This is a genomic window from Oryzobacter telluris, from assembly GCF_043099285.1.
Lineage (GTDB): Bacteria > Actinomycetota > Actinomycetes > Actinomycetales > Dermatophilaceae > Oryzobacter > Oryzobacter telluris.
In genome coordinates this window covers 1,637,936-1,662,362 of sequence record NZ_CP170723.1, presented here as the reverse complement: position 1 = coordinate 1,662,362, position 24,427 = coordinate 1,637,936, and the positions used below count along the sequence as shown (strand labels likewise).

19 protein-coding genes are annotated in these 24,427 nt (G+C 75.2%); 11 read left to right on the top strand and 8 right to left on the bottom strand.

Annotated features, from left to right (window positions below):
* Positions 1-16 precede the first annotated feature (16 nt).
* The 4 genes from ACFLFB_RS07545 to ACFLFB_RS07530 all read left to right on the top strand — a co-directional run bounded on the left by ACFLFB_RS07545 (position 17) and on the right by ACFLFB_RS07530 (position 4,363).
* Complete coding sequence (locus ACFLFB_RS07545) at positions 17-1,168, top strand: energy-coupling factor transporter transmembrane component T (protein WP_392545093.1); 1,152 nt, start codon at positions 17-19, stop codon at positions 1,166-1,168.
* Positions 1,161-2,828, top strand: coding sequence for an ABC transporter ATP-binding protein (locus ACFLFB_RS07540; RefSeq protein ID WP_392545092.1), 1,668 nt, complete (start codon positions 1,161-1,163; stop codon positions 2,826-2,828). The genes ACFLFB_RS07545 and ACFLFB_RS07540 overlap by 8 nt, the downstream gene beginning before the upstream one ends.
* Positions 2,825-3,691, top strand: a complete 867-nt coding sequence (locus tag ACFLFB_RS07535; protein ID WP_392545091.1) for an ECF transporter S component — start codon at positions 2,825-2,827, stop codon at positions 3,689-3,691. Before ACFLFB_RS07540 ends, ACFLFB_RS07535 begins: the two co-directional genes overlap by 4 nt.
* Positions 3,692-3,823: 132 nt before the next feature.
* On the top strand, positions 3,824-4,363 hold the full coding sequence (locus ACFLFB_RS07530) for an NUDIX hydrolase family protein (RefSeq protein WP_392545090.1): 540 nt from the start codon (positions 3,824-3,826) through the stop codon (positions 4,361-4,363).
* Positions 4,364-4,644: 281 nt separating this feature from the next.
* On the opposite strand, the gene ACFLFB_RS07525 is transcribed toward ACFLFB_RS07530, so the two are convergent.
* Positions 4,645-5,397: a lysophospholipid acyltransferase family protein gene (locus ACFLFB_RS07525; RefSeq protein WP_392545089.1), complete on the bottom strand. Its 753-nt coding sequence runs from the start codon at positions 5,395-5,397 to the stop codon at positions 4,645-4,647.
* A gap of 137 nt (positions 5,398-5,534) precedes the next feature.
* Positions 5,535-9,521: a type VII secretion protein EccCa gene (gene eccCa, locus ACFLFB_RS07520; protein ID WP_392545088.1), complete on the bottom strand. Its 3,987-nt coding sequence runs from the start codon at positions 9,519-9,521 to the stop codon at positions 5,535-5,537.
* Positions 9,522-9,631: 110 nt separating this feature from the next.
* On the opposite strand from eccCa, the gene ACFLFB_RS07515 reads away from it, so the two are divergent.
* Positions 9,632-11,221 (top strand): hypothetical protein, encoded by a 1,590-nt coding sequence (locus tag ACFLFB_RS07515; RefSeq protein WP_392545087.1) that lies wholly within the window; start codon positions 9,632-9,634, stop codon positions 11,219-11,221.
* Between the two features lie 8 nt (positions 11,222-11,229).
* On the opposite strand, the gene ACFLFB_RS07510 is transcribed toward ACFLFB_RS07515, so the two are convergent.
* From ACFLFB_RS07510 to ACFLFB_RS07490, 5 genes are all read right to left on the bottom strand, one after another.
* The gene (locus ACFLFB_RS07510; RefSeq protein ID WP_392545086.1) at positions 11,230-12,600 is read right to left on the bottom strand and encodes a hypothetical protein; all 1,371 of its coding nucleotides are present in this window, start codon (positions 12,598-12,600) and stop codon (positions 11,230-11,232) included.
* Positions 12,601-12,603: 3 nt separating this feature from the next.
* Complete coding sequence (locus ACFLFB_RS07505; protein ID WP_392545085.1) at positions 12,604-14,118, bottom strand: S8 family serine peptidase; 1,515 nt, start codon at positions 14,116-14,118, stop codon at positions 12,604-12,606.
* A 5-nt stretch (positions 14,119-14,123) separates the two neighbouring features.
* Entirely contained in the window at positions 14,124-14,717 is a 594-nt protein-coding gene (locus tag ACFLFB_RS07500; RefSeq protein WP_392545084.1) for a hypothetical protein, read from the bottom strand.
* A 102-nt stretch (positions 14,718-14,819) separates the two neighbouring features.
* Entirely contained in the window at positions 14,820-15,110 is a 291-nt protein-coding gene (locus tag ACFLFB_RS07495; protein ID WP_392545083.1) for a WXG100 family type VII secretion target, read from the bottom strand.
* Positions 15,111-15,127: 17 nt separating this feature from the next.
* Complete coding sequence (locus ACFLFB_RS07490) at positions 15,128-15,442, bottom strand: WXG100 family type VII secretion target (protein ID WP_392545082.1); 315 nt, start codon at positions 15,440-15,442, stop codon at positions 15,128-15,130.
* A 266-nt stretch (positions 15,443-15,708) separates the two neighbouring features.
* Here ACFLFB_RS07490 and eccD point away from each other — a divergent pair, with 266 nt between their 5' ends.
* The 4 genes from eccD to valS are packed head-to-tail and all read left to right on the top strand — an operon-like array spanning position 15,709 to position 22,314.
* Entirely contained in the window at positions 15,709-17,040 is a 1,332-nt protein-coding gene (gene eccD / locus ACFLFB_RS07485; RefSeq protein WP_392545081.1) for a type VII secretion integral membrane protein EccD, read from the top strand.
* Between the two features lie 3 nt (positions 17,041-17,043).
* Positions 17,044-18,381 carry a type VII secretion protein EccB gene (gene eccB, locus ACFLFB_RS07480; RefSeq protein ID WP_392545080.1) on the top strand — a complete coding sequence of 446 codons (1,338 nt, stop codon included), beginning with the start codon at positions 17,044-17,046 and terminating at the stop codon, positions 18,379-18,381.
* A gap of 32 nt (positions 18,382-18,413) precedes the next feature.
* A complete protein-coding gene (locus ACFLFB_RS07475; protein WP_392545079.1) occupies positions 18,414-19,634 on the top strand; it encodes a S8 family serine peptidase in 1,221 nt (406 codons plus the stop codon).
* 43 nt (positions 19,635-19,677) lie between these two features.
* Entirely contained in the window at positions 19,678-22,314 is a 2,637-nt protein-coding gene (gene valS / locus ACFLFB_RS07470; protein ID WP_392545078.1) for a valine--tRNA ligase, read from the top strand.
* 200 nt (positions 22,315-22,514) lie between these two features.
* Here the strand turns inward: valS and ACFLFB_RS07465 are convergent, their stop codons facing one another.
* The gene (locus ACFLFB_RS07465) at positions 22,515-23,192 is read right to left on the bottom strand and encodes a hypothetical protein (protein ID WP_392545077.1); all 678 of its coding nucleotides are present in this window, start codon (positions 23,190-23,192) and stop codon (positions 22,515-22,517) included.
* A 61-nt stretch (positions 23,193-23,253) separates the two neighbouring features.
* Here ACFLFB_RS07465 and ACFLFB_RS07460 point away from each other — a divergent pair, with 61 nt between their 5' ends.
* Both ACFLFB_RS07460 and ACFLFB_RS07455 read left to right on the top strand, forming a co-directional pair.
* Complete coding sequence (locus ACFLFB_RS07460; RefSeq protein ID WP_392545076.1) at positions 23,254-23,991, top strand: DUF4129 domain-containing protein; 738 nt, start codon at positions 23,254-23,256, stop codon at positions 23,989-23,991.
* The gene (locus ACFLFB_RS07455; protein WP_392545075.1) at positions 23,984-24,424 is read left to right on the top strand and encodes a hypothetical protein; all 441 of its coding nucleotides are present in this window, start codon (positions 23,984-23,986) and stop codon (positions 24,422-24,424) included. The genes ACFLFB_RS07460 and ACFLFB_RS07455 overlap by 8 nt, the downstream gene beginning before the upstream one ends.
* The last annotated feature ends 3 nt before the right edge of the window (positions 24,425-24,427 follow it).

Here is a 24,427-nt window from a genome sequence, read left to right as displayed (position 1 = left end):
GGGCCATGATGGGCCGATGAGCACCACCCTCCCGCGCGCGGTCCACCCGGCCGCCTGGTGGGGGTGGGCGCTCGGGATGGCCGTGGCCTCCAGCACCGCGAACAACCCCTTGCTGCTCGGGCTGGCGCTGGCGGTCGTCGCGCTCGTCGTCGCCTCGCGGCGCGGCTCGTCGCCGTGGGCGCGCGCCTTCCGGCTCTACCTCTGGCTGGGCCTGGCGATCGTCGTCGTGCGCATCGTCCTGCACGTGCTCGTCGGGCTGAAGATGGGGACCGTCGAGCTCGTGTACCTCCCTGAGGTGACCCTGCCATCGTGGGCGGCCGGCATCCAGGTGGGCGGGACGGTCTACCTCGAGGGGCTGCTCTTCGCGACCCTGCAGGGCTGCCGGCTCGCCGTGATCATCGCCTGCATCGGGGCGGCCAACGCCCTGGCGAACCCCAAGCGGCTGCTGCGCTCGCTGCCCGGCGCGCTGCACGAGATCGGCTCGGCGGTCGTCGTCTCGGTGTCGGTGGCGCCGCAGCTGGCCGAGAGCGTCCAACGGGTCCGCCGGGCCCGGCAGCTGCGCGGCGACACCACGCGCGGGCTGCGATCGGTGCAGGCGGTGGCGCTGCCCGTCCTCGAGGACACCCTCGAGCGCTCGCTCCTCCTCGCCGCGGCGATGGACTCACGCGGGTACGGCCGCACGGTGGTGCTGCCGCGGCGGACCCGCCTGCTGACGGGGGTGCTGACCCTGGGCGGGCTGCTCGCGAGCGCGCTGGGCATCTACGGCGTCCTCGACACCTCGACCCCGGCGCTGATGGGCACCCCCACGCTGCTGCTCGGGCTGGTCCTGTCGGGCGTCGGGCTCTGGCTCGGCGGGCGGCACCTGCCCCGGACCACGTACCGTCCCGACCCGTGGCGCGGTGCGGAGTGGCTGACGATCGGGTGCGGGGCGGTGGCCGCGCTGGTGCTCGTCTGGATCTCGCGGACCACGCCGATGGCCCTGGAGATGCCGCTCACCCCGCTGGGCCTGCCACCGCTGCCGCTGCTCGCCGTGGGTGGTCTGCTCGTCGGGGCCCTGCCGGCGGTGCTGACGCCCGAGCCGCCGCGGCCGCCGTCTCGCGAGCCGCAGCGCGGCGGGATCTCGATGTCGTCGCGCGCCCACGAGAAGCTGGTGGCCGGACGTGACTGAGCCGCACGCCATCAGCCTCGAGCACGTGTCGGTCACCCTCCCGGGGTCGGACCGACCGGTGCTGCGCGACGTCTCGCTCACCGTCGGCGAGGGCGAGCTCGCCCTGGTCGTCGGGCGCACGGGGTCGGGCAAGTCGACCCTGCTGGGGGCGATGTGCGGCCGGGTCCCCCACTTCACGGGCGGCACCCTCGCCGGGCACGTCCGGGTGCACGGTCGCGACACCCGCGAGTTCCGGCCGCGCGACCTCGCCGACCTCGTCGGGGTCGTCGGGCAGGACCCGCTGGCCGGGTTCGTCACCGACACGGTCGAGGAGGAGCTCGCCTACGGGATGGAGCAGCTCGGCCTGCCCGCCGCGACGATGAGGAAGCGGGTCGAGGAGACGCTCGACCTCCTCGGCATCGCCGAGCTGCGCGGCGCCGCCCTGCGCGAGCTGTCCGGCGGGCAGCAGCAGCGCGTGGCCATCGGGTCGGTGCTCACGGCGCACCCGCGCGTCATCCTCCTCGACGAGCCGACCTCCGCCCTCGACCCGACCGGCGCCGAGGAGGTGCTCGCCACCATCACGCGGCTCGTGCACGACCTCGCGGTCACCGTGGTCGTCGCCGAGCACCGGGTCGAGCGGGTGCTGCACTATGCCGACACGGTGGTGCACGTGTCGCCCTCCGGCGAGGTCGTGTCCGGCACGCCGGCCGACGTGATGGTCGACTCCGACATCACCTCCCCCGTCGTCGAGCTCGGCCGGTGGGCCGGGTGGTCGCCGCTGCCGCTGTCGGTGCGTGACGCCCGCCGCGCCGCCCGCGAGCTGCGCGCCCGCCTCACCTCCAGCCTCGACACGGAGCACGGTCGACCGACCGGTCACGACAGGGACGCCGGGGGGGTCATGGTGTCGGCGCGCGGCGTCGTCGTGCGCTACCCGGGCGACGTCATCGCCGTGGCCGGTGTCGACCTCGACCTGCGCTCGGGCGAGGTCGCGGCGGTCATGGGGCGCAACGGGTCGGGCAAGTCGACCCTGTTGTGGGCGCTGCAGGGCAGCGGGCCGCTCACCTCCGGCACCGTACGCGCCACGCCCCCGGGCGCGACCGCCACCGTGGACCCGCGGTCGCTCGCGGCCGGGGAGCGGCGGGCGCGGGTCGGGCTCGTCCCCCAGTCGGCCGCCGACCTGCTCTACCTCGACACCGTGGGCGGCGAGTGCGCCCAGGCCGACCGCGAGAGCGGCACCGACACCGGGACCTGCGCCCGCCTCCTCGAGGGCATCGCCCCGGGCATCCCCGCCGACCGGCACCCGCGCGACCTGTCCGAGGGGCAGAAGCTGGCCCTCGTCCTCGCCGTGCAGCTCACCGCCGACCCGCCCGTGCTCCTCCTCGACGAGCCGACCCGCGGCCTCGACCCCACGGCCAAGGCCTCGCTGAGCGCGACCCTGCGCGACCTCGCCGCCCGCGGTCGCGCCGTCGTCGTCTCGACGCACGACGTCGAGTTCGTGGCCGAGAGCGCCGACCGGGTGGTCGTGATGGCGGCCGGCGAGGTCGTCGCCGACGGGCCGACCGCCGAGGTCGTCGTGTCCTCCCCCGCCTTCGCCCCGCAGGTCTCCAAGGTGACCGCGCCGGGGCCGTGGCTCACCGTCGCCGACGTGCGCGCCGCCCTCGACCCGGTCCCGAGCCGATGACGGCCACCGCCTCCCCGCCCGGTGCCGCCCCGGGCCGCACCCGCCTGCGCGTCGTGCGGCTGCGCCCGCGGTCGGCGACGGCGGTGGCGCTGGTCAGCGTCATCGGGCTGCTCGCCTTCCTCTGGCCGCTCTTCGTCAGCCCGGGCTCGGGGCTCGCCCACAGCACCGACGCCCCGCTCGTCTTCGCGCTCGTTCTCCCGCTGCTGCTGGCCGTCGTCCTCGCCGAGCTGAGCGAGGGCGGGATGGACGTCAAGGCCGTGGCGATGCTCGGGGTCCTGTCCGCCATCGGGGCGGCGCTGCGCCCGCTCGGGGCCGGGACCGCCGGGCTGGAGACCGTCTTCTTCCTCCTCGTCCTCGGCGGGCGGGTGTTCGGGGCGGGGTTCGGGTTCGTCCTCGGGGCGACCACGCTGTTCGCCTCGGCGCTGGTCACCGGTGGGGTCGGGCCGTGGCTGCCGTTCCAGATGCTCGGGGCGGCGTGGGTCGGCTGGGGGGCGGGCCTGCTTCCTCCGGCGCGGGGCCGGGTCGAGCTCGTGCTCCTCGTCGCGTACGGCGCGGTGGCCGGGCTGTTCTACGGGCTCATGCTCAACCTGTCGTTCTGGCCGTTCGCCACCGGGATGACGGGGAGCCTGTCGTTCGTCCCCGGCGAGCCGCTGCTCGACAACCTGCACCGCTTCGTCGTGTTCACCCTGGCGACGAGCCTCGGGTGGGACATCGGCCGGGCCGTGACGACCGGGGTGCTCGTGGCCGTGACCGGTCGGGCGGTCCTCGGGGCTCTGCGCCGGGCGGCACGGCGGGCGGCGTTCGAGGAGCCCGTGGCGTTCGCGGCGTCCGACCCCACGCGTGACGCGGACGTCCGCCACTGACGCGGGTGTACCCGCGTCATCCGGGGACATCCGCGCCATCGCCGTGACTCGCTGCCGACGCCGGGGCGGGCGCGGTCCAGCGCCGGTGGGTCACGTCCGGGGGCGGGTGACCGACATGGCACGATCGGGGCCATGAGTCCCCTCGAGCTGGACCGTGACCCCGCCTGGCTGAGCCGCGAGGACCTCGACGCGGCCCGCCAGAAGCTCCCGATCCTCTACGTCGACGCCGTTCCCGTGCGCGTCGACGACCGCGGCGCGATCACCGCGGTCGGGGTGCTGCTCCGCCTCGGCGGCGAGGGCACCGTCTCGCGAGAGCTGGTCTCGGGGCGCGTGCTCCACCACGAGCGCGTCCGCGACGCCCTGCTCCGCCACATCGAGAAGGACCTCGGCCCCATGGCGCTCCCCCGCGTCCCGGTGAGCCCGCAGCCGTTCACCGTGGCCGAGTACTTCCCGACCCCCGGCGTCACCCCGTTCCACGACCCGCGCCAGCACGCGGTGTCGCTCGCGTTCGTCGTCCCGGTCGCGGGCGACTGCTCGCCGCAGAACGACGCCCTCGACCTCACCTGGCTCACGCCCGACCAGTGCCTCGACCCCGGCGTCCAGGCCGAGATGGACCGCGGCCACGGCGTCCTGCTCCGGCAGGCGCTGGCACACCTCGGCCACCCCGTCTGAGGACGCCCGCCCGTCACCCGTCGTGGTGTCGGCTCCCTTGACGGTGCGGTGGCCCGGCCGCACAGTGGTCTGCCACGCCGACCTTCGCAGCCGTGAACCACGTCGCCCTCACCGTCACCGACCTCGACGTCAGCGAGCGGTTCCACACGCAGGTGCTGGGGTCATCGCCGACGCCGCCACCCGCGAGGTGACCGACGAGGAGGTCGCCGAGATCGCCCGGCGCCTGCTCGGCGACCGGCTCCCGGCCACCTGAGGACCGAGGGGCGCGGCAGCCCGGTGGGTCAGCCGGTGAACTTGTCCCGGGTGCGCGTCATGTCGTGCAGGTCGGCGGCGTGCGCAGCGTCGAGCGTGGGGGCGGTGCCGCCGAGCCGGGCCGGGACGTAGCGCAGGTCGTCGCCGGACAGCGCCGGGTAGGCCGCCTGCTGGACGTCGAGCTGGGCCTGCATCGCCGCCTTGACGCGGGCGTTGGCCTCCTCGACGGGCTCGCGCCGGCCGATCTCGATCGGCTCACCCACGGTGATGGACACCGGGATCCGCGCGACGCCGAGGTGCTTGGGCAGGTCCTTGCTCCACACCCGCTGGCCGCCCCAGATGGTGACGGGCAGCACGGGGACGCCGGCGACCTGCGCCATCTTCACCGCGCCCGGCTTGAACTCCTTGAGCTCGAAGCTGCGCGACATCGTCGCCTCGGGGAACACGCCCACGATCTCGCCGGCGCGCAGCATCCGGATGGCGGTGGCGAACGCCTCGCCGCCCTTGTGCCGGTCGACGGGGATGTGGCCCATGCCGCGCATCAGCGGCCCGGCGACGCGGTGGGAGAAGATCGACTTCTTCGCCATGAACCGCACGTACCGCCGGTGCGGCCACGCGGGCAGCCCGGCATACATGAAGTCGAGGTACGAGGTGTGGTTGATCGCCATCACGGCGCCGCCCTCACGGGGGACGTTCTCCGTGCCGAGCATCGTGAACTTCGTCCCCTGCAGGAAGAACACCGTCTTCGCCGCATGGATGACCGGTCGGTACACGCGCTCCATGCGCCCACCCTAGGCCAGCGCGACACCCTCGGACACCGCCTCCCCCGCGCGCTACGGGGCAGTAGAGGCCGTGATCACGACACGTCCTGCCCCGTAGCGGGGACCACAGGAGAGGAGGGTGGGGCGCGGCGGGCGGGTCAGCCGAGGCGCGGCGGGTGCCAGGCCAGCTGGAGCACCTGGTCGCCGAGCTCGCGCGACACGATCCGCGCCCGCCCGGGCGGCTGCACCGACGGCTTGACCCGCCCGATGAGCATCCCCTCGTCGGGGTTGCCCGACAGCAGGATGCCCGGCGAGCCGAGGTCGCGCACCGACTGCATCACCGGCTCGAACAGCGCCCGCGACGCCCCACCCATCCGGCGGGTGAGGACGAGGTGGAGGCCGACGTCGCCGGCCTGCGCGAGCAGCGGCACGAGCGGCCGCAGCGGGCTCCCGGAGGACGTGACGACGAGGTCGTAGTCGTCGACGAGGAAGAACACCTCGGCACCAGACCACCACGAGCGGGCGCGCAGCTGCTCGGGCGTGACGTCGGGCCCGGGGAGGCGGGTGCGCAGGAACTCGGCGATGCCCTCGGCGGCCGCGGCGGTCTGGTCCTCGGTGGTGAGGTACTCGCCGACGTGCTCCTCGGGCAGCTCGCCGAGCAGGGCCCGGCGGTAGTCGACGACGAAGAGCTTGGCCTCGTCGGGCGTGTAGAGCCGGGCCACCTCGTGGGCGAACCCGCGCAGGAAGGCCGACTTGCCGCTGTCGGCGTCGCCGAGGAGGTAGGCGTGCGGCTCCTCCTTGAGGTCGAGCCCGATGGGAGCCAGGTTGCTCTCGTCGAGACCGAGGAGCAGGCGCTTCTCGTCGGCGCCGGCGAGCTCGCGCACGGCGTCGAGGGTGACCTGGGCCGGCAGCAGGCGCAGCTTGGGCGCGCGCTTGCCGGTCCACGCGGCGTTGACCCGCGTGACGAGGTCCTCGACGCCGTCGCCGAGGTCGTCGACGCTCCCCCGGTCGTCGACCCGTGGCACGGCGCTGAGGAAGTGGTGCTTGGTCATCGTCAGGCCGCGGCCGGGGCGTCCCTTGGGGACGTTGGCCGCGACGCGGCGGTCGACCTCGGAGTCGCTGGGGTCACCCAGGCGCATCTCGATGCGGGTGCCGAGGACGTCGCGGATCTGGTTGCGGAAGTCCATCCAGCGCGAGGTCGTGACGACGACGTGCACGCCGAAGGTCAGGCCGCGCCCGGCGAGCTCCATGACCTGCTGCTCGAGCTCGTCGAACTCCTGGCGCAGCGTCATCCAGCCGTCGACGACCAGGAAGACGTCGCCGTACCCGTCGTCGACCAGGCCGTTGGCCCGCCGCGAGCGGTAGGTCTCGATGGAGTCGATCCCGTTGGCGCGGAAGTACTGCTCGCGTTGGTCGACGATGCCGCGGATCTCGGCGACGAGGCGGCGCACGACCTCCGGCTCGCTGCGGTTGGCGACCCCGGCCACGTGGGCCAGCTTGGCCAGCGGCGTGAACGTGCCGCCTCCGAAGTCGAGGACGTAGACCTGGCTCTCGAGCGGGGTCGTGGTGAGGGCGATCGCGGTGACGATGGTGCGCGCCATCGTGCTGCGGCCGGTGCGCGGGCCACCGACGACCGCGACGTGGCCCGCCGCCCCGCCGAGGCGCAGGACGAACAGCTCGCGCCGCTGCTCGAGCGGGCGGTCGACGATGCCCACGGGGAAGACGTACGAGCCGCGCTCGCGCCAGCGCTTGCTCACCAGGCCGAGCTCGGGGTCGGCGGCGAGGTCGCCCAGCACCTGGTCCAGGGAGTTCGGCACGTCGAGCGGCGGCAGCCACACCTGGTGCGCCGGACGGCCCTTGCCCTTCATCCGGGCGACGGCGATGTCGAACACCGCGCGCTGCTCCTCGGGCTCGGCGGCCCCGGCCGACGGCGCCTCCTCGCTCGTCCGCCCGCGGCCCACGGCCACCGGCGCGAGCGTGAACGGCATGATCTCGGCGGTGCTCCCGGCACCGGCCTCGACCTCGGTGCTGCGGCGCCGGCGCCCCTTCGGCGGGCCCGACACGTAGGCGGCCTTGAACTTCAGCAGCGTCGTCTGGTCGGGCTTGAGGTAGCCCAGGCCCGGAACCGGCGGCAGCTCGTAGGCGTCGGGGACGCCGATGACGGTGCGCGACTCACCGGCCGAGAAGGTGCGCAGGCCGATGCGGTACGACAGGTGCGACTCGAGCCCGCGCAGGCGCCCCTCCTCCAGCCGCTGGGAGGAGAGCAGGAGGTGCATCGACAGCGAGCGCCCGAGGCGGCCGATCGCCACGAAGAGGTCGGCGAACTCGGGCTTGGCGGAGAGCAGCTCGGAGAACTCGTCGGCGACGATGAGCAGCGCGGGCAGCGGCTCGAGGTCGGCCCCCTGAGCCCGGGCGCGCTCGTAGTCGGTGACGTTGGCGAAGTTGCCGGCCGAGCGGAGCAGCTCCTGGCGGCGGGTCATCTCGCCCTGGAGCGCGTCCTGCATGCGCTCGACGAGCGTGAGCTCCTGGCCGAGGTTGGTGATGACGGCGGAGACGTGCGGCATGTCGGCCATCCCGGCGAACGTCGCACCACCCTTGAAGTCGACGAGGACGAAGTTCAGCGCCTCGGGCGAGTGGGTCATGGCCAGGGCCAGCACCAAGGTGCGCAGCAGCTCGGACTTGCCCGAACCGGTGGCGCCGATGACGAGGCCGTGCGGCCCCATCCCCTGCTGGGCCGACTCCTTGATGTCGAGGGCCACGACCGCGCCCGCCTCGTTGACGCCGATGGGGACGCGCAGCCGGTCGCGCTGGAGGCGCGGGCGCCAGGCGGTGTCGGCCTCGAAGTCGCGCACGTCGCCGGTGCCGAGGAGGTCGACGAGCTCTGTGGAGGACGACAGCGCGTCGCGGACCTCGGGCTCGTCGGCGGTGTAGCGCGGCGCCAGCCGGCGGGCCGCGGCCTCGGCGCGCACGGTGGACAGCTGGTCGGCGACCCCGTGCGCGGTGCCGCGCGCCAGGGTGATGATCTCGAGCGGGTGGGTCCCGGCCCGCGGGCCGCGCTCGACCTCGTGGCCGACGGCGAGGCGCAGGGTGGAGCCGGAGGTGATCTCGCCCCACTGCTCGGGCAGGTCGAGCACGGTGACGCCGAGGACGCCGTCGGGCGTGACGACCGGGTTGCCGGGCGGGACGTCCCCGCCGTCGACGACGAGGAGGACGTGCGGCAGCGAGGGCGTGTCGCTGGGGCCGAAGCGCGGCCGCTCGACGATGTCCTGCGGCAGCAGGCGCAGGAGGTCGTGGACCGACTCGCCCACGACGCGCACCGGACCGACGGCGTCGCGCTCACGAGTGGAAAGCGCGTGCGGCAGCCACTTGAGCCACTCCCACTCCGAGCGCGCCTCCCGCGAGACGCACGCGGCGATGACGAGGTCCTCGGGGGCGTGCTGCATCGCGGCCGACAGCACGAGCGATCGGGCCAGCGCCCGCGCAGGATCGGCGTCGCCGGTGACCTCGACGTGCGCGAACGCCCGCAGCGCGACCGACGCCGGCAGGCCCGGCTGGACCTGGTGGGTGGAGAGCAGCCGGTGCAGCGCCGAGGCCGCCACCGGGTCGAGCTGGGCGAGCGGCGCGGTCTCCGGCGGCTCGAGGGTGAGGCAGAGCGGCTGGGACGTGGTCCCCATCCGCACCTGGAGGAAGTCGGCGTCGGAGGGGGTGCGCTCCCACACCCGGGTGCCCTCGGCGGCGATGGCCGGCAGGGCGTCGGGGTCGGGGTAGTCCCACAGGGCGGCCTCGCGCTGGCGGCCGGCGGCGTCGCGGATGGTGCCGCGCACCTCGGCGAGGTAGGCGAGGTACTCGCGGCGGGCCGCGAGGACGGTCCCGGTGTGCTGCTGGCGCTGGCGGACCCCGCTCGCGGCCACGAAGCCGACCGAGGCGAGGAGGAACATGCCCGCGGTGAACCACGCGCGCGGGCCGCTCTGCGACATCGCGACGAAGCCGATGGAGCCGAGCGAGCCGAGCATCGGGACGGCCTGGAGCAGGAGCCCGCTGGCGCCGTCGGAGGGGGTGATCTCGGGCGGCGGCTGGAGCTCGATGCGCCCGGTGGGCACCCGGGGCGCCTCCTCGCGGGCACCGCGTCGCGCGGCCACCGTCATACCGTTCCCCTCCCGAGTCCCACTGGTCGATCTGCCCCACCGTACCTGTGGCTATTGTTCATGGCGGACGCTGCCCGGTCAGGTATTCGAGCACCTCGGGGGGAGGGAATGTGGCGGACCAGACGCACCAGCTCACCCTCGTCGCCGACGAACGCAGCTACGACCTCGTCGTGCCCGTGGGGACCCGGGTCACCGACGTCCTGTCGGTCCTCGGCATCTCCTCCAGCGCCTCCCCCAGCTCGGTCGCCACGGCGGCCGGCCACGTCTACGGGCCGCACGACCGGCTCGGCGACGACCTGCCGGCCGGGTCGGTCCTCACCGTCGTGCGCACCACCACCCACCAGGTCACCCGCGACGTCGTGAGCATCGACCGCTCGTCGTCGGCCCCCGGAGGTCGCGGTGACGCCGCCGGAGGACGCCGCGGCCGTCCCGCGTGGGCCGGAGGCGGCCGCGCCACCACCGTCGAGCCGACCGCCCCGGTCGTCGACGACTCCACCCGCCGCCGCGACGACCTCGACGAGGCCACGGTCAGCCGCGCCTCCCTGCGCACGGCCGCGCGCGACCGGCCGCGGGTGCGCACCCGCGGCCGCACCGCGGCCCCCCGCCCGGAGGTCGTCGGCCCGGCGCTCGTCGTCGGGGTCGGGCTGGTCTGCCTCGCGGGCGCCCTCGTCACCCTCCTCGCACCGGCCACCGCCGGCGGCGGGCTGCTCGGGTCGGCCGCGGCCCGCTGGGGCAGCGCGCTGCTGCTCCTCGCCAGTGCGGTGCTCGTCACGCTCGTGGCCCCGCGGGAGCGCGCCGGGGCGGGCGCGGTGCGGCTCGTCGGCGCCCCGGCCCTCGCCGTGGCCGCCGGCCTCCTCGCCCCCTTCGGCTCCTCCCCGCAGGGCACGGCCGTGCGCGGTGCGCTGGCCTGCGCGCTCGGCGTGGTGGTCCTCGCGCTCGGCTCGGCCGGCGGTCCCGACACCGACCGCGGCGAGCGTACGGCCACGGCGTGCCTCGCGGGCGTGGGTGGGCTCCTCGCGGCCGGGGTGATGATCGGCTGGTCGCCGGTCGCCACGTGCGCCCTCGTCATCGGGCTGGCGCCGGTCGTCGTGCGGGCGCTGCCGAGCACGAGCCTCACGGTCGACCCGACCCAGCTCGTCGACACCGACCGCCTCTCCAGCACGATCTGGGCGGTGCGCGAGCGCCACGCCGGGCGCCGCCGCCGGGTCACCTCGCTCGACGTCCGCGAGCGCGTGGCGCAGGCGCGCGCCGTCGTCTCGGTGGGCACCGGGTACGCCGCCGCCGCAGCCGCCCTGGCCGGCTGGGTCGTGGCGCTCGGCGCCCCCCAGTCGACGGTGGCCCCGTGGGCCGCCTGGGTGCTGCCCGGGGTCGCCGCCGTGGCGATGGGCTACCAGGCCCGCACCGTGCGCGACCGCGTCGCCCGGTTCGCGATGCTCGGGGCCGCGGCCTCGCTCACCGGCGCCGCGGCCGTGGCCGTGCTCGCGGCCCACCCGACCTGGGTGGTCTGGCTGGTCACGGCGACCGTTGCCGTCGCGCTGCTCACGGTCGTGGGTGCCGTGGCCCTCGCCGGCGGATACCACTCCACGCGGATGTCGCGCCTCGCCGACCGCGTCGAGTCGCTCGCGGTCGTGCTCGTCCTGCCGTTCGGGGTCGTGGCGGCCGGCGGCATCGAGGCGCTGCGGCGCCTCACCTCCGGCTGAGCCGGACCTCACTCCCAGACGGGGTTGCTCGCCTGGTCGGCCCCCTCGAACCAGGTCTCCTCGTCCTCGTGGGTGAGGTGGTCGACGTCCTGGGGGTCGCGCTTGTCGTCCGTGCCGCCGCGGCTGCCCGCGGACCCGGCCGCGCCGGAGACGCCACCGCGCCCACTCCGCTCGCCGAGCTTCGGTACGCCGTAGCGTCCGGTGCGACCACCGGCGCCGGACTGGCCGCCGCCACCGGCGACCACCGAGGCCCGACCGCTGCCGCCCGTACCGCCACGACCGGCTGCTCCGGTGCCGCCGCGCCCGGCCGCACCACCGGTGCTCCCGACGCCCACGACACCGCCGCGCCCGAAGGCGCCCGCGCCGCCGGGGCCGCCGCGACCCAGCAGGGCCGCCGCCCCGCCGCCGGCGATCATGCCGCCCATCCCGAAGGCCGTGCCTCCGGCGCCGAGACCGCCACCACCCGGGGTGCCACCGGGACCGGTGGTGCCGGGGAGCGGGCCGGTGCCCGTGCCGGGGCCCAGCGTGCCGTCGCCGTCCCCGTCGAGGACGACGGGGTCGGGGGTGGGGTCGACGGGGGTGAACCCGGTGCAGATCTCGTCCGGGCCGTCATTGTCGTCGTCCGGGGGAACCGGGACGTCGTCCCAGTCGGGGTCACGGGGGGTCCAGCCGCCGCCGCCCGTGGGTGCGACGTAGCTGCCGCCGGACGGACCGCTGCCGGTGGGGTAGTTCCCGCCCCCGCCACCGCCGCCGGAGGGGTAGCGGTTGTCGGTGACCGGGGACTCGGCCGGCTCGACCGGCAGCTTCTTGGCCGCCGTCTCCATCCGGGTCTCGAAGGTCGCCATCACGGTGGCCGCCTCGGCCTCCCGCTGCGCCTTGGCCGCGGCGACCGCCTGGTCGTACGCGCCCTGGTCGAGCTGCGGCGGGACCGGCGGCCCGACGGGCGGCGCCGGCACGGTCTTCATGTACCCGGACTGGTCGAGGTCGATGTCGACCGTGCGCACCCGGTTGCCGTACGCGATGCGCGCGTCGGTGACGGCGTCGCCCGCGGCGGTGAGCCCGCCCTCGATGTTGGTGACGTCCTCGGAGTGGCGGTCGAGGTTGGTCGCGAGCCGGCCCAGGCTCTCGTACGCCGCCTCCGCCGCGGCACCACTCCACGCCTCGCCGCCGTCAGGGGCGTTGCGCAGGTCGCTGACGACCTTGCGGACGCTGGCCGCGAGCTCGGTGAGCTCCTCCGCCGTGGTCGTCCACTGGCTCGCCGTGTAGGACACGATCCCCGACTGGAAGTCGTAGATCTCGTACAGCGCCCGCTCGTTCGGCCCCGCCCCGTCGGGCAGGGGAGGCCGTCCGGAACCACCACCGTCGTGAACCTGAACCATGTCTCACTCCTCCCCGTCGGCGCGGGCGCCGGTGTGGGCGCTCGGTGCGCCCCTGTCGTCGGTGTCGTCGATGTCGTCGGGGCGGGCCCCGGTGGTCGTGGTGCGGCGGCGGGCGACGACGAGGGCGCCCACCCCCGCCGCGAGGACGGCGAGGGCGCCGAGGCCGACCAGCGGCCAGAAGGCGCCGGACCCCGTGTCATCGGCCGCCGGCGCCGCACCGGGTGAGGGGGCGGCGGTGGCCGAGGGCGTGGCCGAAGCACTCGCCGAGGGGGCGGCCGTGGCCGCCGTGACGTCGGCGAACGACGGCTCCTCGCCGCCGAGGTCGAGGGCCATGGGGTTGGTGTCGGGCAGCGTCGTGGGGTCGGTGGCCACGGCGTCGGCGGGGTCGACGATGCCCCAGCCGTAGGCGGGGTTGCGCGCGGTGACCTGCGGCAGGTCCGACCCCTCGCGGCGGAACCAGGTCTCGACCCCGGTGGCGCCCTTGCGCAGCCCGACCTGGGCCTTCGCGGCCTGGAGGACCTGGTTGGCGGTGGCCTCCCGGTGGGCCGACCACATCGCGGCGAGCCCGCCGCTGACGAGGGCGGTGGCGTTGGAGGAGCCGTCGGCGAGGAAGTCGCTGCGCCAGCGGCCGGCCTCGACCCCCAGGGCGTTGACGCCCTTGCCGGGGGCGGTGAACCCGATGGAGGGGGCGTTCTTGACGGACTGCTCGTAGACGCGGCCCGTGCGGTCGACGGGGTTGACGACGACGACGCCGTTGCCGAGCGCCGGCCACATCACCCCGCGCCCGGCGTTGTCGGTGCCGGCGACGACGATGACGCCGGCCCGGTAGGCCTCGAGCAGCGCGGGTCCGTAGTCGGCGTCGTAGTCGGTGACCACGGAGAGGTTGATGATGTCGGCGCCGTCGGCGACCGCCGCGCGGATGGAGGCGACGACGCCCTCGGCGAGCTCGTCGTACCCGGGGCCGGACAGCCCGCAGGCGAGGTCGCCGGCGCGCTTCGGGTTGGGGTAGCTGACGGCGTAGTGCAGGAGCGTGGCGTCGGGGGCGATGCCGCGGATGCCACTGCCCCCGGGGCCGCTGCCGCGGCCGGTGCCGCCGATCAGCGCGGCCATCGTCGTGCCGTGCTCGGCCTCGCGCCCGGTGCTGCGCGGCGACATCGTGCCGCCGCCGGCCTTGAGGCACGGGCTGGAGGACTTCGCGATGCGCCCCTTCAGCTCGGGCACGTCGGGGTTGATCGGGGTGTCGACGACCGCCACGGTGACGCCCGTGCCGGTGCCGGCGCGCTGGAGGGTGTCGACGCCCATGGCGTCCCACCACCAGCCCCCCTCACCGAACCCGTCGGCGGCCGCGGCCGCCGGGGCCGCAGGTGCGGCCGGCGCGAGTGCGTGCGGGGTCGCCACGGCCGGTGCGGCCACCACGGGCGCGACGGCGGCGGCGAGGAGCCCCGGCGCGAGCCGGCGGCGCCACGTGCGGGACCCGCGCCGCTGGCGCGGGCCCGGCATCGGGGGTCGGGTGGACACGGTGGTCAGGCCACGCCGTCGCGGCCGGGGCTCGGCCCGGTCCCGGTGGGACCGGTCGCCATCGTCGGGGCGGGCTCGGCCCCCGGGCTGCTGCCGGGACCGGCACCGGGGCCGGTGACGGGGCCGCCCGACGGGTCGGGGCGGTCGCCGGCCGGCGGCTGGTCGTCCTCGGTGAGGTCGGCCATCGTCGTGGCGCCCTGCTGGCCCTGCTCGGTGCCGCGGGCCTCCTCCTGGCGCTGGGTGCTCTCGAACCCGTTGGGGTCGGTCCAGCGCGAGAGGAGCGTGACGAACGCGGCGCCGGCGTTCTCGTCGCGGCTGCGCATCTCCTGCGCGGCCAGGGCGAGGTTCTCGGCGGCGATCCGGAGGTCCTCGCGGGCGCCCTTGAGCACGGCCTCGTACTCGGTGCGCGCGGCCTCGTAGACGCTGGCGAACTTCTGCGCGGCGGGGGTGCCCCCGAAGGTCGACCGCTCGGCGAGCGAGTTGTCGACGCGGGTGACGCCGTCGCCGGCCTTCTCGGTCCATTGCTCCCGGTGCTCACGGCCCAGGACGCTCAGGACCGACGGGTAGCGGATCGGTCGGTCCTCGTCAGGCAGTCCCATGGTGTCTCCTCCCCCGAGGTCGGTGCGTGTGGAACGCCGGTCGTGCCGGCACCCGCGTCACGGGTGCCGGCACGCGGCTGGTGGTGCGGTGCTGTGGTGGGGTCAGCCCCACATGTTGGTGTTGCGCAGCTCGCCGGAGAGGTAGTCCTCCTTGGAGCGGATGACGGCCTGGCGGACGTCCTCGAGGAGCTGCTTGCAGTCCTCGATCTGCTGGTCCCAGTCCTTCTGGGCCTGCGAGTACGCCTGGCGCGCCGAACCGTCCCACTGCTCGACGTAGGGGCGCAGGTCGCTCTTCATGGTCTCGAGACGCGACTCGAGGTTCCCCAGGCCGGTCTTCATGTCGCCGACCAGGGTGTCGATGCCGGACCCGCCGACCTTGATGCCGTCAGTCATGATGGTCTCCCTCCCGCTCACTTGCCGAGCATGCTGTTGTACTTGGACAGGCTGGACGCCGCGGACGAGTCGTCGGCGTCGTACTGGCGCTGGGCGCCGGTGAGGTTGGCCTCGAAGGTGTCGAGGACGTCCACGATGTCCTGCGTCTGGATCTTCCAGGCCTCGGAGACCTGGTCGAAGCTGCGCGCACCCTCGCCCTGCCAGTGCGCCTTCACCTGCTCCATCTGGCCGCGCAGGCCGCTGATCTGCTGGCGCAGGTCGGCGCGTGCGGTGCTGACGATGTCGGCACTCTTCTTGACGACGCCTTCGCCGGCGCTGAACGAGTCACCCATGGTCATTCCTTCCCTGTGGCGACGCCGGCTGTTGGTCGTCGCGCTGATGTTGAACGGCTTTCCCCTGACCGGAGGCCCCTCTCCCGACCCCGGATCCGGCCCTCCCGTGGTCTCGCAACGATGACACTACGACGTGGTGGAACGACGGCCAATGGGGAGAACTCCCCGGCGAGTCCCCGTCTATGCTCGTCACGGCCGCGGGGACGCGCCGGGGGACCACCCGCCGCGCAGCCACACCGTGCCCGCCGGAGGGGAGAGTTCCAGTCGTGAGTCAGGTCAGCACCGCAGCGTCGCTCGTGCGCGTGTCCGTGTCGTCGGGCACCCGTCGCGCCGACCTCGGCGTCCCGGGCGGCATCCCGGTCGTCGAGCTCGTCCCCGAGCTGGCGCGCGAGCTCGGCGTCCTCGACGCCGGCAACGCCTCGCACGGGTTCCGGCTCGTCGTGCGCGGCGGGGTGCTCCTCGACCCCGACCGCTCGCTCGCCGCCCAGGGCGTCACCGACGGCACCGTCCTCTCGCTCGAGACCGTCGACGTCACCACCGACAAGGTCTACGACGACGTCGTCGAGGCGGTGGCCGACGTCGTCGAGACGCAGTTCGCCCCCTGGACCGCCCGGCACAGCGCCGGCACCGCGGTCGGGGCCGCCACCGTCTTCCTCCTCTGCGCCGCGTGGGCGCTGTTCACGGCCCGTGGCTCGGGGCTCCTCGTCACCGCCGTCGCCGGGGCGGTCGCAGTGCTGCTCGTCGCCACCGCCGCGGTGCTGCACGCCCGCACGCGCTCGGCCGGTGCCGTCGCCCTGGCCGCCACCGCCCTGGTCCACGCCGCGGTCGCGGGCTCGGCCGTCGTCCCGTCCGCCCCGCTCTGGGGCGAGGGGCTGATCTACGCCGGCGGCGCCGTCGCCGTGGTCGGGGCCCTGGCGGCTCTGGCCCTGAGCACGCACCGGCTGGCCCTGGCCGCCGGGTCGGTCGTCGGGGCCGCGATGGTCGTCCTCGGCGCCGTCTCCACCGCCGCCGACCTCCCGATGACGAGCGTCGCCGCCGTGGTCTTCGTCGTGGCCGTCGTCGTCGGCAACGTCCTGCCGTGGGTCGGCATCTCCTCGAGCCGCCTGTCCTCGCACGCGCCGCGCACCGAGGCCGAGATCTCCGCCGACGCACCCGAGGTCGACCGTGGCCAGGTCCGCGCGCAGGTCGCCCGCGGCCACGACGTCATGGTCGCCATCGCCCTCGCGTCCGGCGGCATCACCCTCCTCACCACCCCGCAGCTCGTCGCGGCGGGCGTCTGGGGTGCGCTGCTCGTCGTCGTCGGCCACGTCGCCACGCTGCTGCGCACCCGGCACAGCCGCACCCGCACCTCGGTGCTGCTCGCGATGGCGTCGGGCATCCTCGGTCTGGCCCTCGCCGCGGTGGCCGCCGCGCAGGTGCACGCCTCGTGGCGCCCCGCCCTCGCCGTCGTCCTGGGTGGAGGGGCCGCCGTCGTCGTCTCGCTGGCCGTCCTCGCGCCGCGCACCCGGGTCGGGCTCGGCCGGATCGCCGACACCCTCGACGGCGTCGTCCTCGTCGCGCTGCTCCCCCTCGCGGCCGCCACCATCGGGGTGCTCTGACCCGTGGCGACCAAGAAGGACCTCGTCGACGCCCAGTCGTTCAGCCGTCGGCGCCTCACCACGGCGTTCGTCAGCGGGGCCCCCGGCGGCCGCGAGGTCGAGCCGCACCGCCCGCTGCGGGCCGTGGCCGGCGGGCTCGCGCTGACCGTCGTCCTCGTCCTGGGCTCGATGGCGTTCGGCTGGCTGCGCTCCTCGCTGCCCGACGGCTGGAAGAACAACCGGCTGATCATCGCCGAGGACAGCGGCGCCCGGTACGTCTCGCTCAACGGCAGGCTCCACCCGGTCGTCAACACCACGAGCGCGCGCCTCATCATCCCGGCGGCGGAGTTCAAGGTCCTCGCCGTCCCCGACGACGAGCTGCGCGACATCGGGCGCGGCCCGACCCTGGGGATCCTCGGCGCGCCCGACTCGCTGACCCCCGCCGACGGCCTGGTCAACTCCGGCTGGGTGTCGTGCCTCGAGGAGGGCGAGCTCGTCTCCACCGCCATCGGCACGCGCCGCGCGGCCACGCCGCAGGCCGACGGGGCCGTCGTCGTGCGCAGCGGCGACCGCACCTTCGTCGTCGCCCAGGGCCGCCGCTACCCCGTCGCCGCCCGCGACGTCTCCGCGGTCACCGTGGCGCTGCGCCTCGACGGCCGCACCCCCATCAGCGCCCCGGCCGCCTGGCTCAACCTCTTTCCTGAGGCCGCGGCGCTCGGCCCGCTCACCATCGACGACCTGGGCAAGTCGCTGCCCGGCCTCCCGGCCGGGGCCACCGTCGGCTCGGTGCTCGCCCTCGAGGGCGACGCCGACGGCCGCCGCTACCTCGTCCTCCCGAACGGCGACCTCGAGCCGCTGCCCGAGGTCGCCACGGAGATGTACCGGCTCGGGTCGGGGGCGTCGGGTCGCGAGGTCCCGGTACAGGCCGCCCAGATCCGCCAGCTCGAGGTGCGGCCGCAGCAGTTCGCGCCGCCCGAGTGGCCCACCACGATCCCCACGCCGATCCCCGACATCCCCTGCGCCACCCTCACCGCCGCCGCCGGCACCCAGCCCGAGGTGACGCTCGGGTCGCGCGCCGACCCGGTCCCCGAGGCCGAGCGCGGGCGCACCGTCGTCGACACCGGTGACGGCGCCCTCGTGCGAGCCGTGTCGGGTGCGGTCCTCAACAAGGGCCCGGTGCTCGCGGTCGACCAGACCGCCACCGCCTACGCCCTCGAGGGGGCCGACGACGAGCTCCTGGCCCGCCTCGGCTACCGACCCGACGACGTCGCGCCGGTCCCGCAGTCGTGGGCCGAGCTGCTCCGCCCCGGCCCGGTCCTCGGCTCGGCGGCGGCCCGGACCGTCGTCTCCGGCGGCTCGTGAGCCGGCCCACCGGCCGGCGCCCGTCGCGACGGGTGGGCGCTGCCGCCGCCGTCGGTGGCGTCGTGCTGCTGTCCGCGCTCACGGCGGCCTCCCCCGCTGCCGCTGCGCCGTCCTCCTCCCCCGCGCGTGCCGTCGCGGCGGCCGAGAAGTGCGAGGAGGGCAAGGTCGCCTACCTGCCCGCCACGCCGACCGCCCTCACCCGGCTCGGCGCGAACCGGGCCTGGCAGCTCGCCACCGGGCGCGGCGTGCTCGTCGCCGTCGTGGACTCCGGTGTGGCAGAGCGCAACGGGCACTTCCCCGACGGCGTCCTCGTCGGCGGCCGCTCGTTCGCCGGCGGGTCGCCGCGTGCTGACGAGCGGGCCCACGGGACCGCCGTGGCCGGCATCATCGCGGCGCGTCCGGTGCAGCGGTCGGGTGTCGTCGGGCTGGCCCGCGACGCGCGGATCCTCCCGGTGAAGGTCGTTCCTGACGAGCAGCGCGAGGAGGACGGCGAGGTGGGCGTCGCGGCGCTCGCCCAGGGCATCCGGTACGCCTCCGAGCAGGGCGCCGCCGTCATCAACGTCTCCCTGAGCACCACCACCGACGACCCCCGCCTGCGCTCCGCCGTGCGGTTCGCCACGGCCAAGGGGGCGCTCGTCGTCGCCTCGGCGGGCAACCGGCTCACGGCCGAGGACCGGGCCGACGGCCCGCGCTACCCCGCCGCCTACCCCGAGGCCGTGGCGGTCTCGGCCACCGACGCGAACGACGCGGTCACCGACGACTCCGTGCACGGCCAGCACGTCGACCTCGTGGCACCGGGGCGCGACGTCCTCACCGCCTGGGGCGCGTGGGGCGACTGCTACCTCAGCCAGGAGGGCGCCTCCACGAGCTACGCCACGGCGTACGTGAGCGCCGCCGCGGCCCTGGTCGCGCAGCGGTTCCCCACCGACGGGCCGGCGCAGTGGAAGCACCGCCTCGAGGTCACCGCCGCCCGCGACCGCCGCGACGCGCGCACCGACACGGCCGGGTGGGGGCTCGTGCAGCCCGTCGAGGCCCTGACGGCCGTCCTCGACGACCGGGTGGCCGGGCCGCTCGCCCCCGGCGCGAAACCGCGCCCCACCGAGACACCGGGCAGCCAGCGGGTCGCCGTACGCCCCGTGGCCGACCCCCTCGTCGGCGACCGCCGGCAGGTCGTCTGGGTCGGCGTCGCGGCGGGTGCCGCCGTCCTCGGCCTGGCCCTCGTGCGCCTGATGCGCCGCCGCCCCACGGCCTGAACCCGGGTGAGGACGGCTCCGGCCGTCTGGGAGGATGTCGGCCATGACCGAGCCCCTCTCCCCATCTCGCGCTGCCTCCGTCCCGGAACGGCCGTCCCTCGACGGCCTCGAGGACAAGTGGGCCGCGGTCTGGCAGGAGCAGGACACCTACGCCTTCGACCGCGACGCCGCCCTGGCCGGTCCGCGCTCGGCCGTGTTCTCCGTCGACACCCCGCCGCCCACCGCCTCCGGCTCGCTGCACATGGGGCACGTCTTCAGCTACACGCACACCGACTGCGTGGCCCGCTACAAGCGGATGGCCGGCTTCAACGTCTTCTACCCGATCGGCTGGGACGACAACGGCCTGCCCACCGAGAAGCGGGTCCAGAACTACTACGGCGTGCGCGGCGACGCCTCGCTGCACCACGACCCCGACTTCGTGCCGCCGTTCCGCGGTGACGCGAAGAGCACCAAGTCCTCCGACGAGCTCCCGATCTCGCGGCAGAACTTCATCGAGCTGTGCGACGAGCTCACCGTCAAGGACGAGGAGGCCTTCGAGTCCCTCTTCCGGCGGATCGGCCACAGCTACGACTGGTCGATCACCTACCGCACCATCGACGAGCACTCGCGCGCCACGGCGCAGCAGGCGTTCCTGCGCAACCTCGCCCGCGGCGAGGCCTACCAGGCCGAGGCGCCGGGCCTGTGGGACGTCACCTTCCAGACGGCCGTCGCCCAGGCCGAGCTCGAGGCCCGCGACTACCCCGGCCACTACCACCGGGTCGCGTTCCACCGCCCCGACGGCTCGCCCCTGTACATCGAGACCACGCGCCCCGAGCTCATCCCGAGCGTCGTCGCCCTCATCGCCCACCCCGATGACGAGCGCTACCAGCCGCTGTTCGGCACCACCGTCACCTCGCCGCTGTTCGGTGTGGAGGTCCCGGTCGTGGCGCACCCGGCCGCCGAGATCGACAAGGGTGCGGGCATCGCCATGTGCTGCACGTTCGGCGACCTCACCGACGTCATCTGGTGGCGCGAGCTGCGCCTCCCGACCCGATCGGTGGTCACCCGCAGCGGCCGCCTGCAGACCGAGGTCCCCGAGTGGCTCGTCGGCACCACGGGCGAGGCGCTGTACGCCGAGGGGCTCGCCGGCAAGACCGCGTTCGGCGCCCGTGAGGCCGTGGTGACCGCGCTGCGCGAGTCGGGCGACCTCGACGGCGAGCCCACCCCCACCAAGCGGATGGCGAACTTCTACGAGCGCGGCGAGAAGCCGCTCGAGATCGTCACCTCGCGCCAGTGGTACATCCGCAACGGGGGCCGCGACGCCGACCTCAACGCCGCCCTCGTCGCCCGCGGCGAGGAGATCGACTTCCACCCGGCGTTCATGCGCTCGCGCTACGCCAACTGGGTGTCGGGGCTCAACGGCGACTGGCTCGTCTCGCGCCAGCGCTTCTTCGGCGTGCCGATCCCCGTCTGGTACCCGCTCGACGCCGACGGCGAGCCGGTGCACGACAGCCCGATCGTCCCGTCCGAGGCCGACCTGCCCGTGGACCCCGCGGCCAACCCCCCGGCCGGCTACACCGAGGACCAGCGCGGCGTGCCCGGCGGGTTCGTCGGCGACCCCGACATCTTCGACACCTGGGCCACGTCCTCCCTGTCGCCGCAGATCGCCGGCGGCTGGCGCCGTGCGGATGGCGCCGAGGGCTCGGACCCGTTGTGGGAGAAGGTCTTCCCGTTCGACGTCCGCCCCCAGGGCCACGACATCATCCGCACCTGGCTGTTCTCCACGGTCGTGCGCTCGCACTGGGAGCACGGCTCGGTGCCGTGGACCGACGCCGCCATCAGCGGCTGGATCCTCGACCCCGACCGCAAGAAGATGAGCAAGTCGCGCGGCAACGTCGTCACGCCCGAGGACCTGCTCAAGGAGCACTCGGCCGACGCCGTGCGCTACTGGGCCGCCAGCGGCCGCCTCGGCACCGACGCCGCCTACGACACCGGCCAGATCAAGGTCGGCCGGCGCCTCGCCATCAAGGTGCTCAACGCGAGCAAGTTCGCGCTCACCTTCGGGGACGTCGAGGGCGACCTCGCCGCGCAGGTGACCGAGCCGCTCGACCTCGCCCTCCTGGACGGGCTGCGTGACGTCGTCGCCCGCGCCACCGCCGGGTTCGAGGCGTGGGACTTCACCCGTGCCCTCGAGGTCACCGAGCAGTGGTTCTGGTCGTTCTGCGACGACTACCTCGAGCTCGTCAAGGACCGCGCGTACGGCGGCCACGGGGAAGCCGCGGCGGCGAGCGCCCGCGCCACGCTGCGCATCGCCCTCGACGTCGTCCTGCGCCTGTTCGCCCCCGTCCTCCCGTACGTCACCGAGGAGGTCTGGTCGTGGACCCACGAGGGGTCGGTGCACCGGGCCGCGTGGCCGTCGGTCGACGAGGTGCCCGCCGGTGGTGACGCCGCCGTGCTCGCCTCGGTCGGTGCCGCGCTCGCCGTGGTGCGCAAGGCGAAGTCGGAGGCCAAGGTCGGCATGCGCGCCGAGGTCCCCACGATGACGCTCGTCGGACCGGAGGCCGCGCTCGCCCACGTGCGCTCGGCCGAGACCGACCTGCGCGCCGCGGGCAAGCTCACCGGGACGCTCGACTACGCCGTGGGCGACGAGGTGTCGGCCCGCGACATCGAGCTCGTCGCCGTCGCCAAGCCCACCGCCTGACCCACCGCAGGGCGCCCACCCCAGGCGTCCCTGCCCCGGCGCGCCTTCCCACCTGCCCTCAGTCGCGCGCTACCGCCTGGTACGTGGGGTGATCACCCCACGTACCAGGCGGTAGGACACGCTTCAGGCCGCACCGCACGTGCGCGCTACGGGGCAGTAGGTGTCGTGATCACGACACCTACTGCCCCGTAGCGCGGTCGTCAGGCGGGGGCGGGGCCGAGGGCGGGCGCGGCGGCGGGCGTGCGCACCGGGCGCAGCCCCACGGGGCGCACCGCGATCCACGGGACGTCCCACCCGCTGAGGCGCAGCCGCCGCTCGACGACGGTGTCGCGCCGCAGGTGGTCCACCCGGCCGCTGCCCGGGTCGTACACGTCGAGCATCCGGTCCCCGTCGCCCGGGAGGACGAGGACGACGTGCCGCGGCATCAGGGCGTTCCCGACGTAGAGCAGGGCGGGGGCGCCGTCGGCGACGACGTCGACGAGGGTGTCGAACGCAGCGACCCGCTCGCCCTCGTCATCGGCGCGCAGGAGGTCCTGGGTGTACTGCGTACCGTGGCGCGCGGCGCCGAGCTCGAGCTCGCGCTGCGCCCCCCACGGCGGGGTCCCGAGCCGCCGCGGCCACGGGAGGATGGGCGGCTGGCCCGGCGCGAAGACGCTGTTGGTCCGCCGCATGACGACCCGCTCGTAGGCCGCGAACCGCTCCTGCTCCGTCGACCCGCTGGGTGACCCGGGCAGCCGCGGCGAGCCCGTGCGGACCCACGAGGCGAACACGGGGTCGACGAGCATCCGGGCCACCGTGAGGCAGGCCGAGCCGCAGGTGACCGGGGACTGCTGGACGGGACCGGTGTCGCCCGCGCGGAGTCGGTAGGCCGTGGTCACGACCCCATCGTCACCGTCCGCACCTCCGTTCGCCAGCACCCGGGTGTGATTGGGTGTGTCCGTGGTGGATGTCAGAGCCGTGCTGTCGGGGGCGACGCGGCCCCGGTGGGTCGTCGCGATCGGGGCGACGACGCTCGCTGCCGCCGTCTGGGCCTCGGCCACCCCGCAGGCCGTCCGCGCGATCGTCGACCCGGGCATCCGCAAGATCAAGAGCGTCGGGTACGACGACACCCCCAACCTCACCCAGTCGGAGATCCTCGGGGCGAAGTACGTCGGCCCGCGACGCGCGGCCGAGGGTGCCGAGGGGTGGATCGGCTACGCCATCGTCGGCGCGCTCGCCGTGCTCATCGCGTTCTGCATCTGGCAGGGCCTGCGCCAGCTCATCCACCGCAGCGACCGCCAGCCGCTCGCCGCGCCCGACTCCGGCGTGGACGTCGCCCTCGAGGACCTCGCGCGCACCGTGGCGGCAGGTGAGGGCGAGCGCCTCGTCGCGCTGTCGGCCGGGACCCCCGCCGAGGGAGTCGTCGCCGCCTGGTCCCTGCTCGAGGCCTCCGTCCACGCGGCCGGGGTGCCGCTCACCGCCTCGCGCACCTCCTCCGAGGTGGTCCTCGAGGTGCTGCGCCGCTTCCCCGTCGACGACGCCACCCTGCGTGGTCTGGCCGTGCTGTACCGCGAGGCCGCCTGGTCGCGCCACGCCCTCACCGAGGACGACCGCAGCCGGGCGGCCGAGGCCTACCGTGCGCTCGGCGCCGCGGTCGCGGCCACCGTCCCCGTGGCACCGGGTCGGTCCCGTGGCTGAGCCACGCCCGGTCCCCCGACAGGTCTGGGTGGCCGTCGGCGCCGTCGTCCTCGTCCTCGTCCTGCTCACGCTGGCGCGCGGACCCGTGGCCCTGCTGGCCGCCGCCACCGTGGCCGTCGTCGCGGCCTTCGTGCTCGGGCTCCCCCCGCTGCTGCGCCCCGACGGCATCGACTGGGACTGGCGTCCCGGCGGCGCCGCCGAGGCGCGCGCCGAACCCGGCATCGCCGCGCTCGCCCGCCTCCTCGACCCCGCTCCCTCCGACACCGAGGCCGCGACGCAGCTCCACGCGCTCGTCACCGCGCTCGCCGCCGACCGCGCACCCCACGGCGTCCCCGCCGGCGGCGCGCTGTCCACCTACCTGACCTCCCCACCCCGTCGGTTGTCGGCCGCCGAGGCCGACGCCCTGATCACCGAGCTCGAAGCACTCACCTGACGA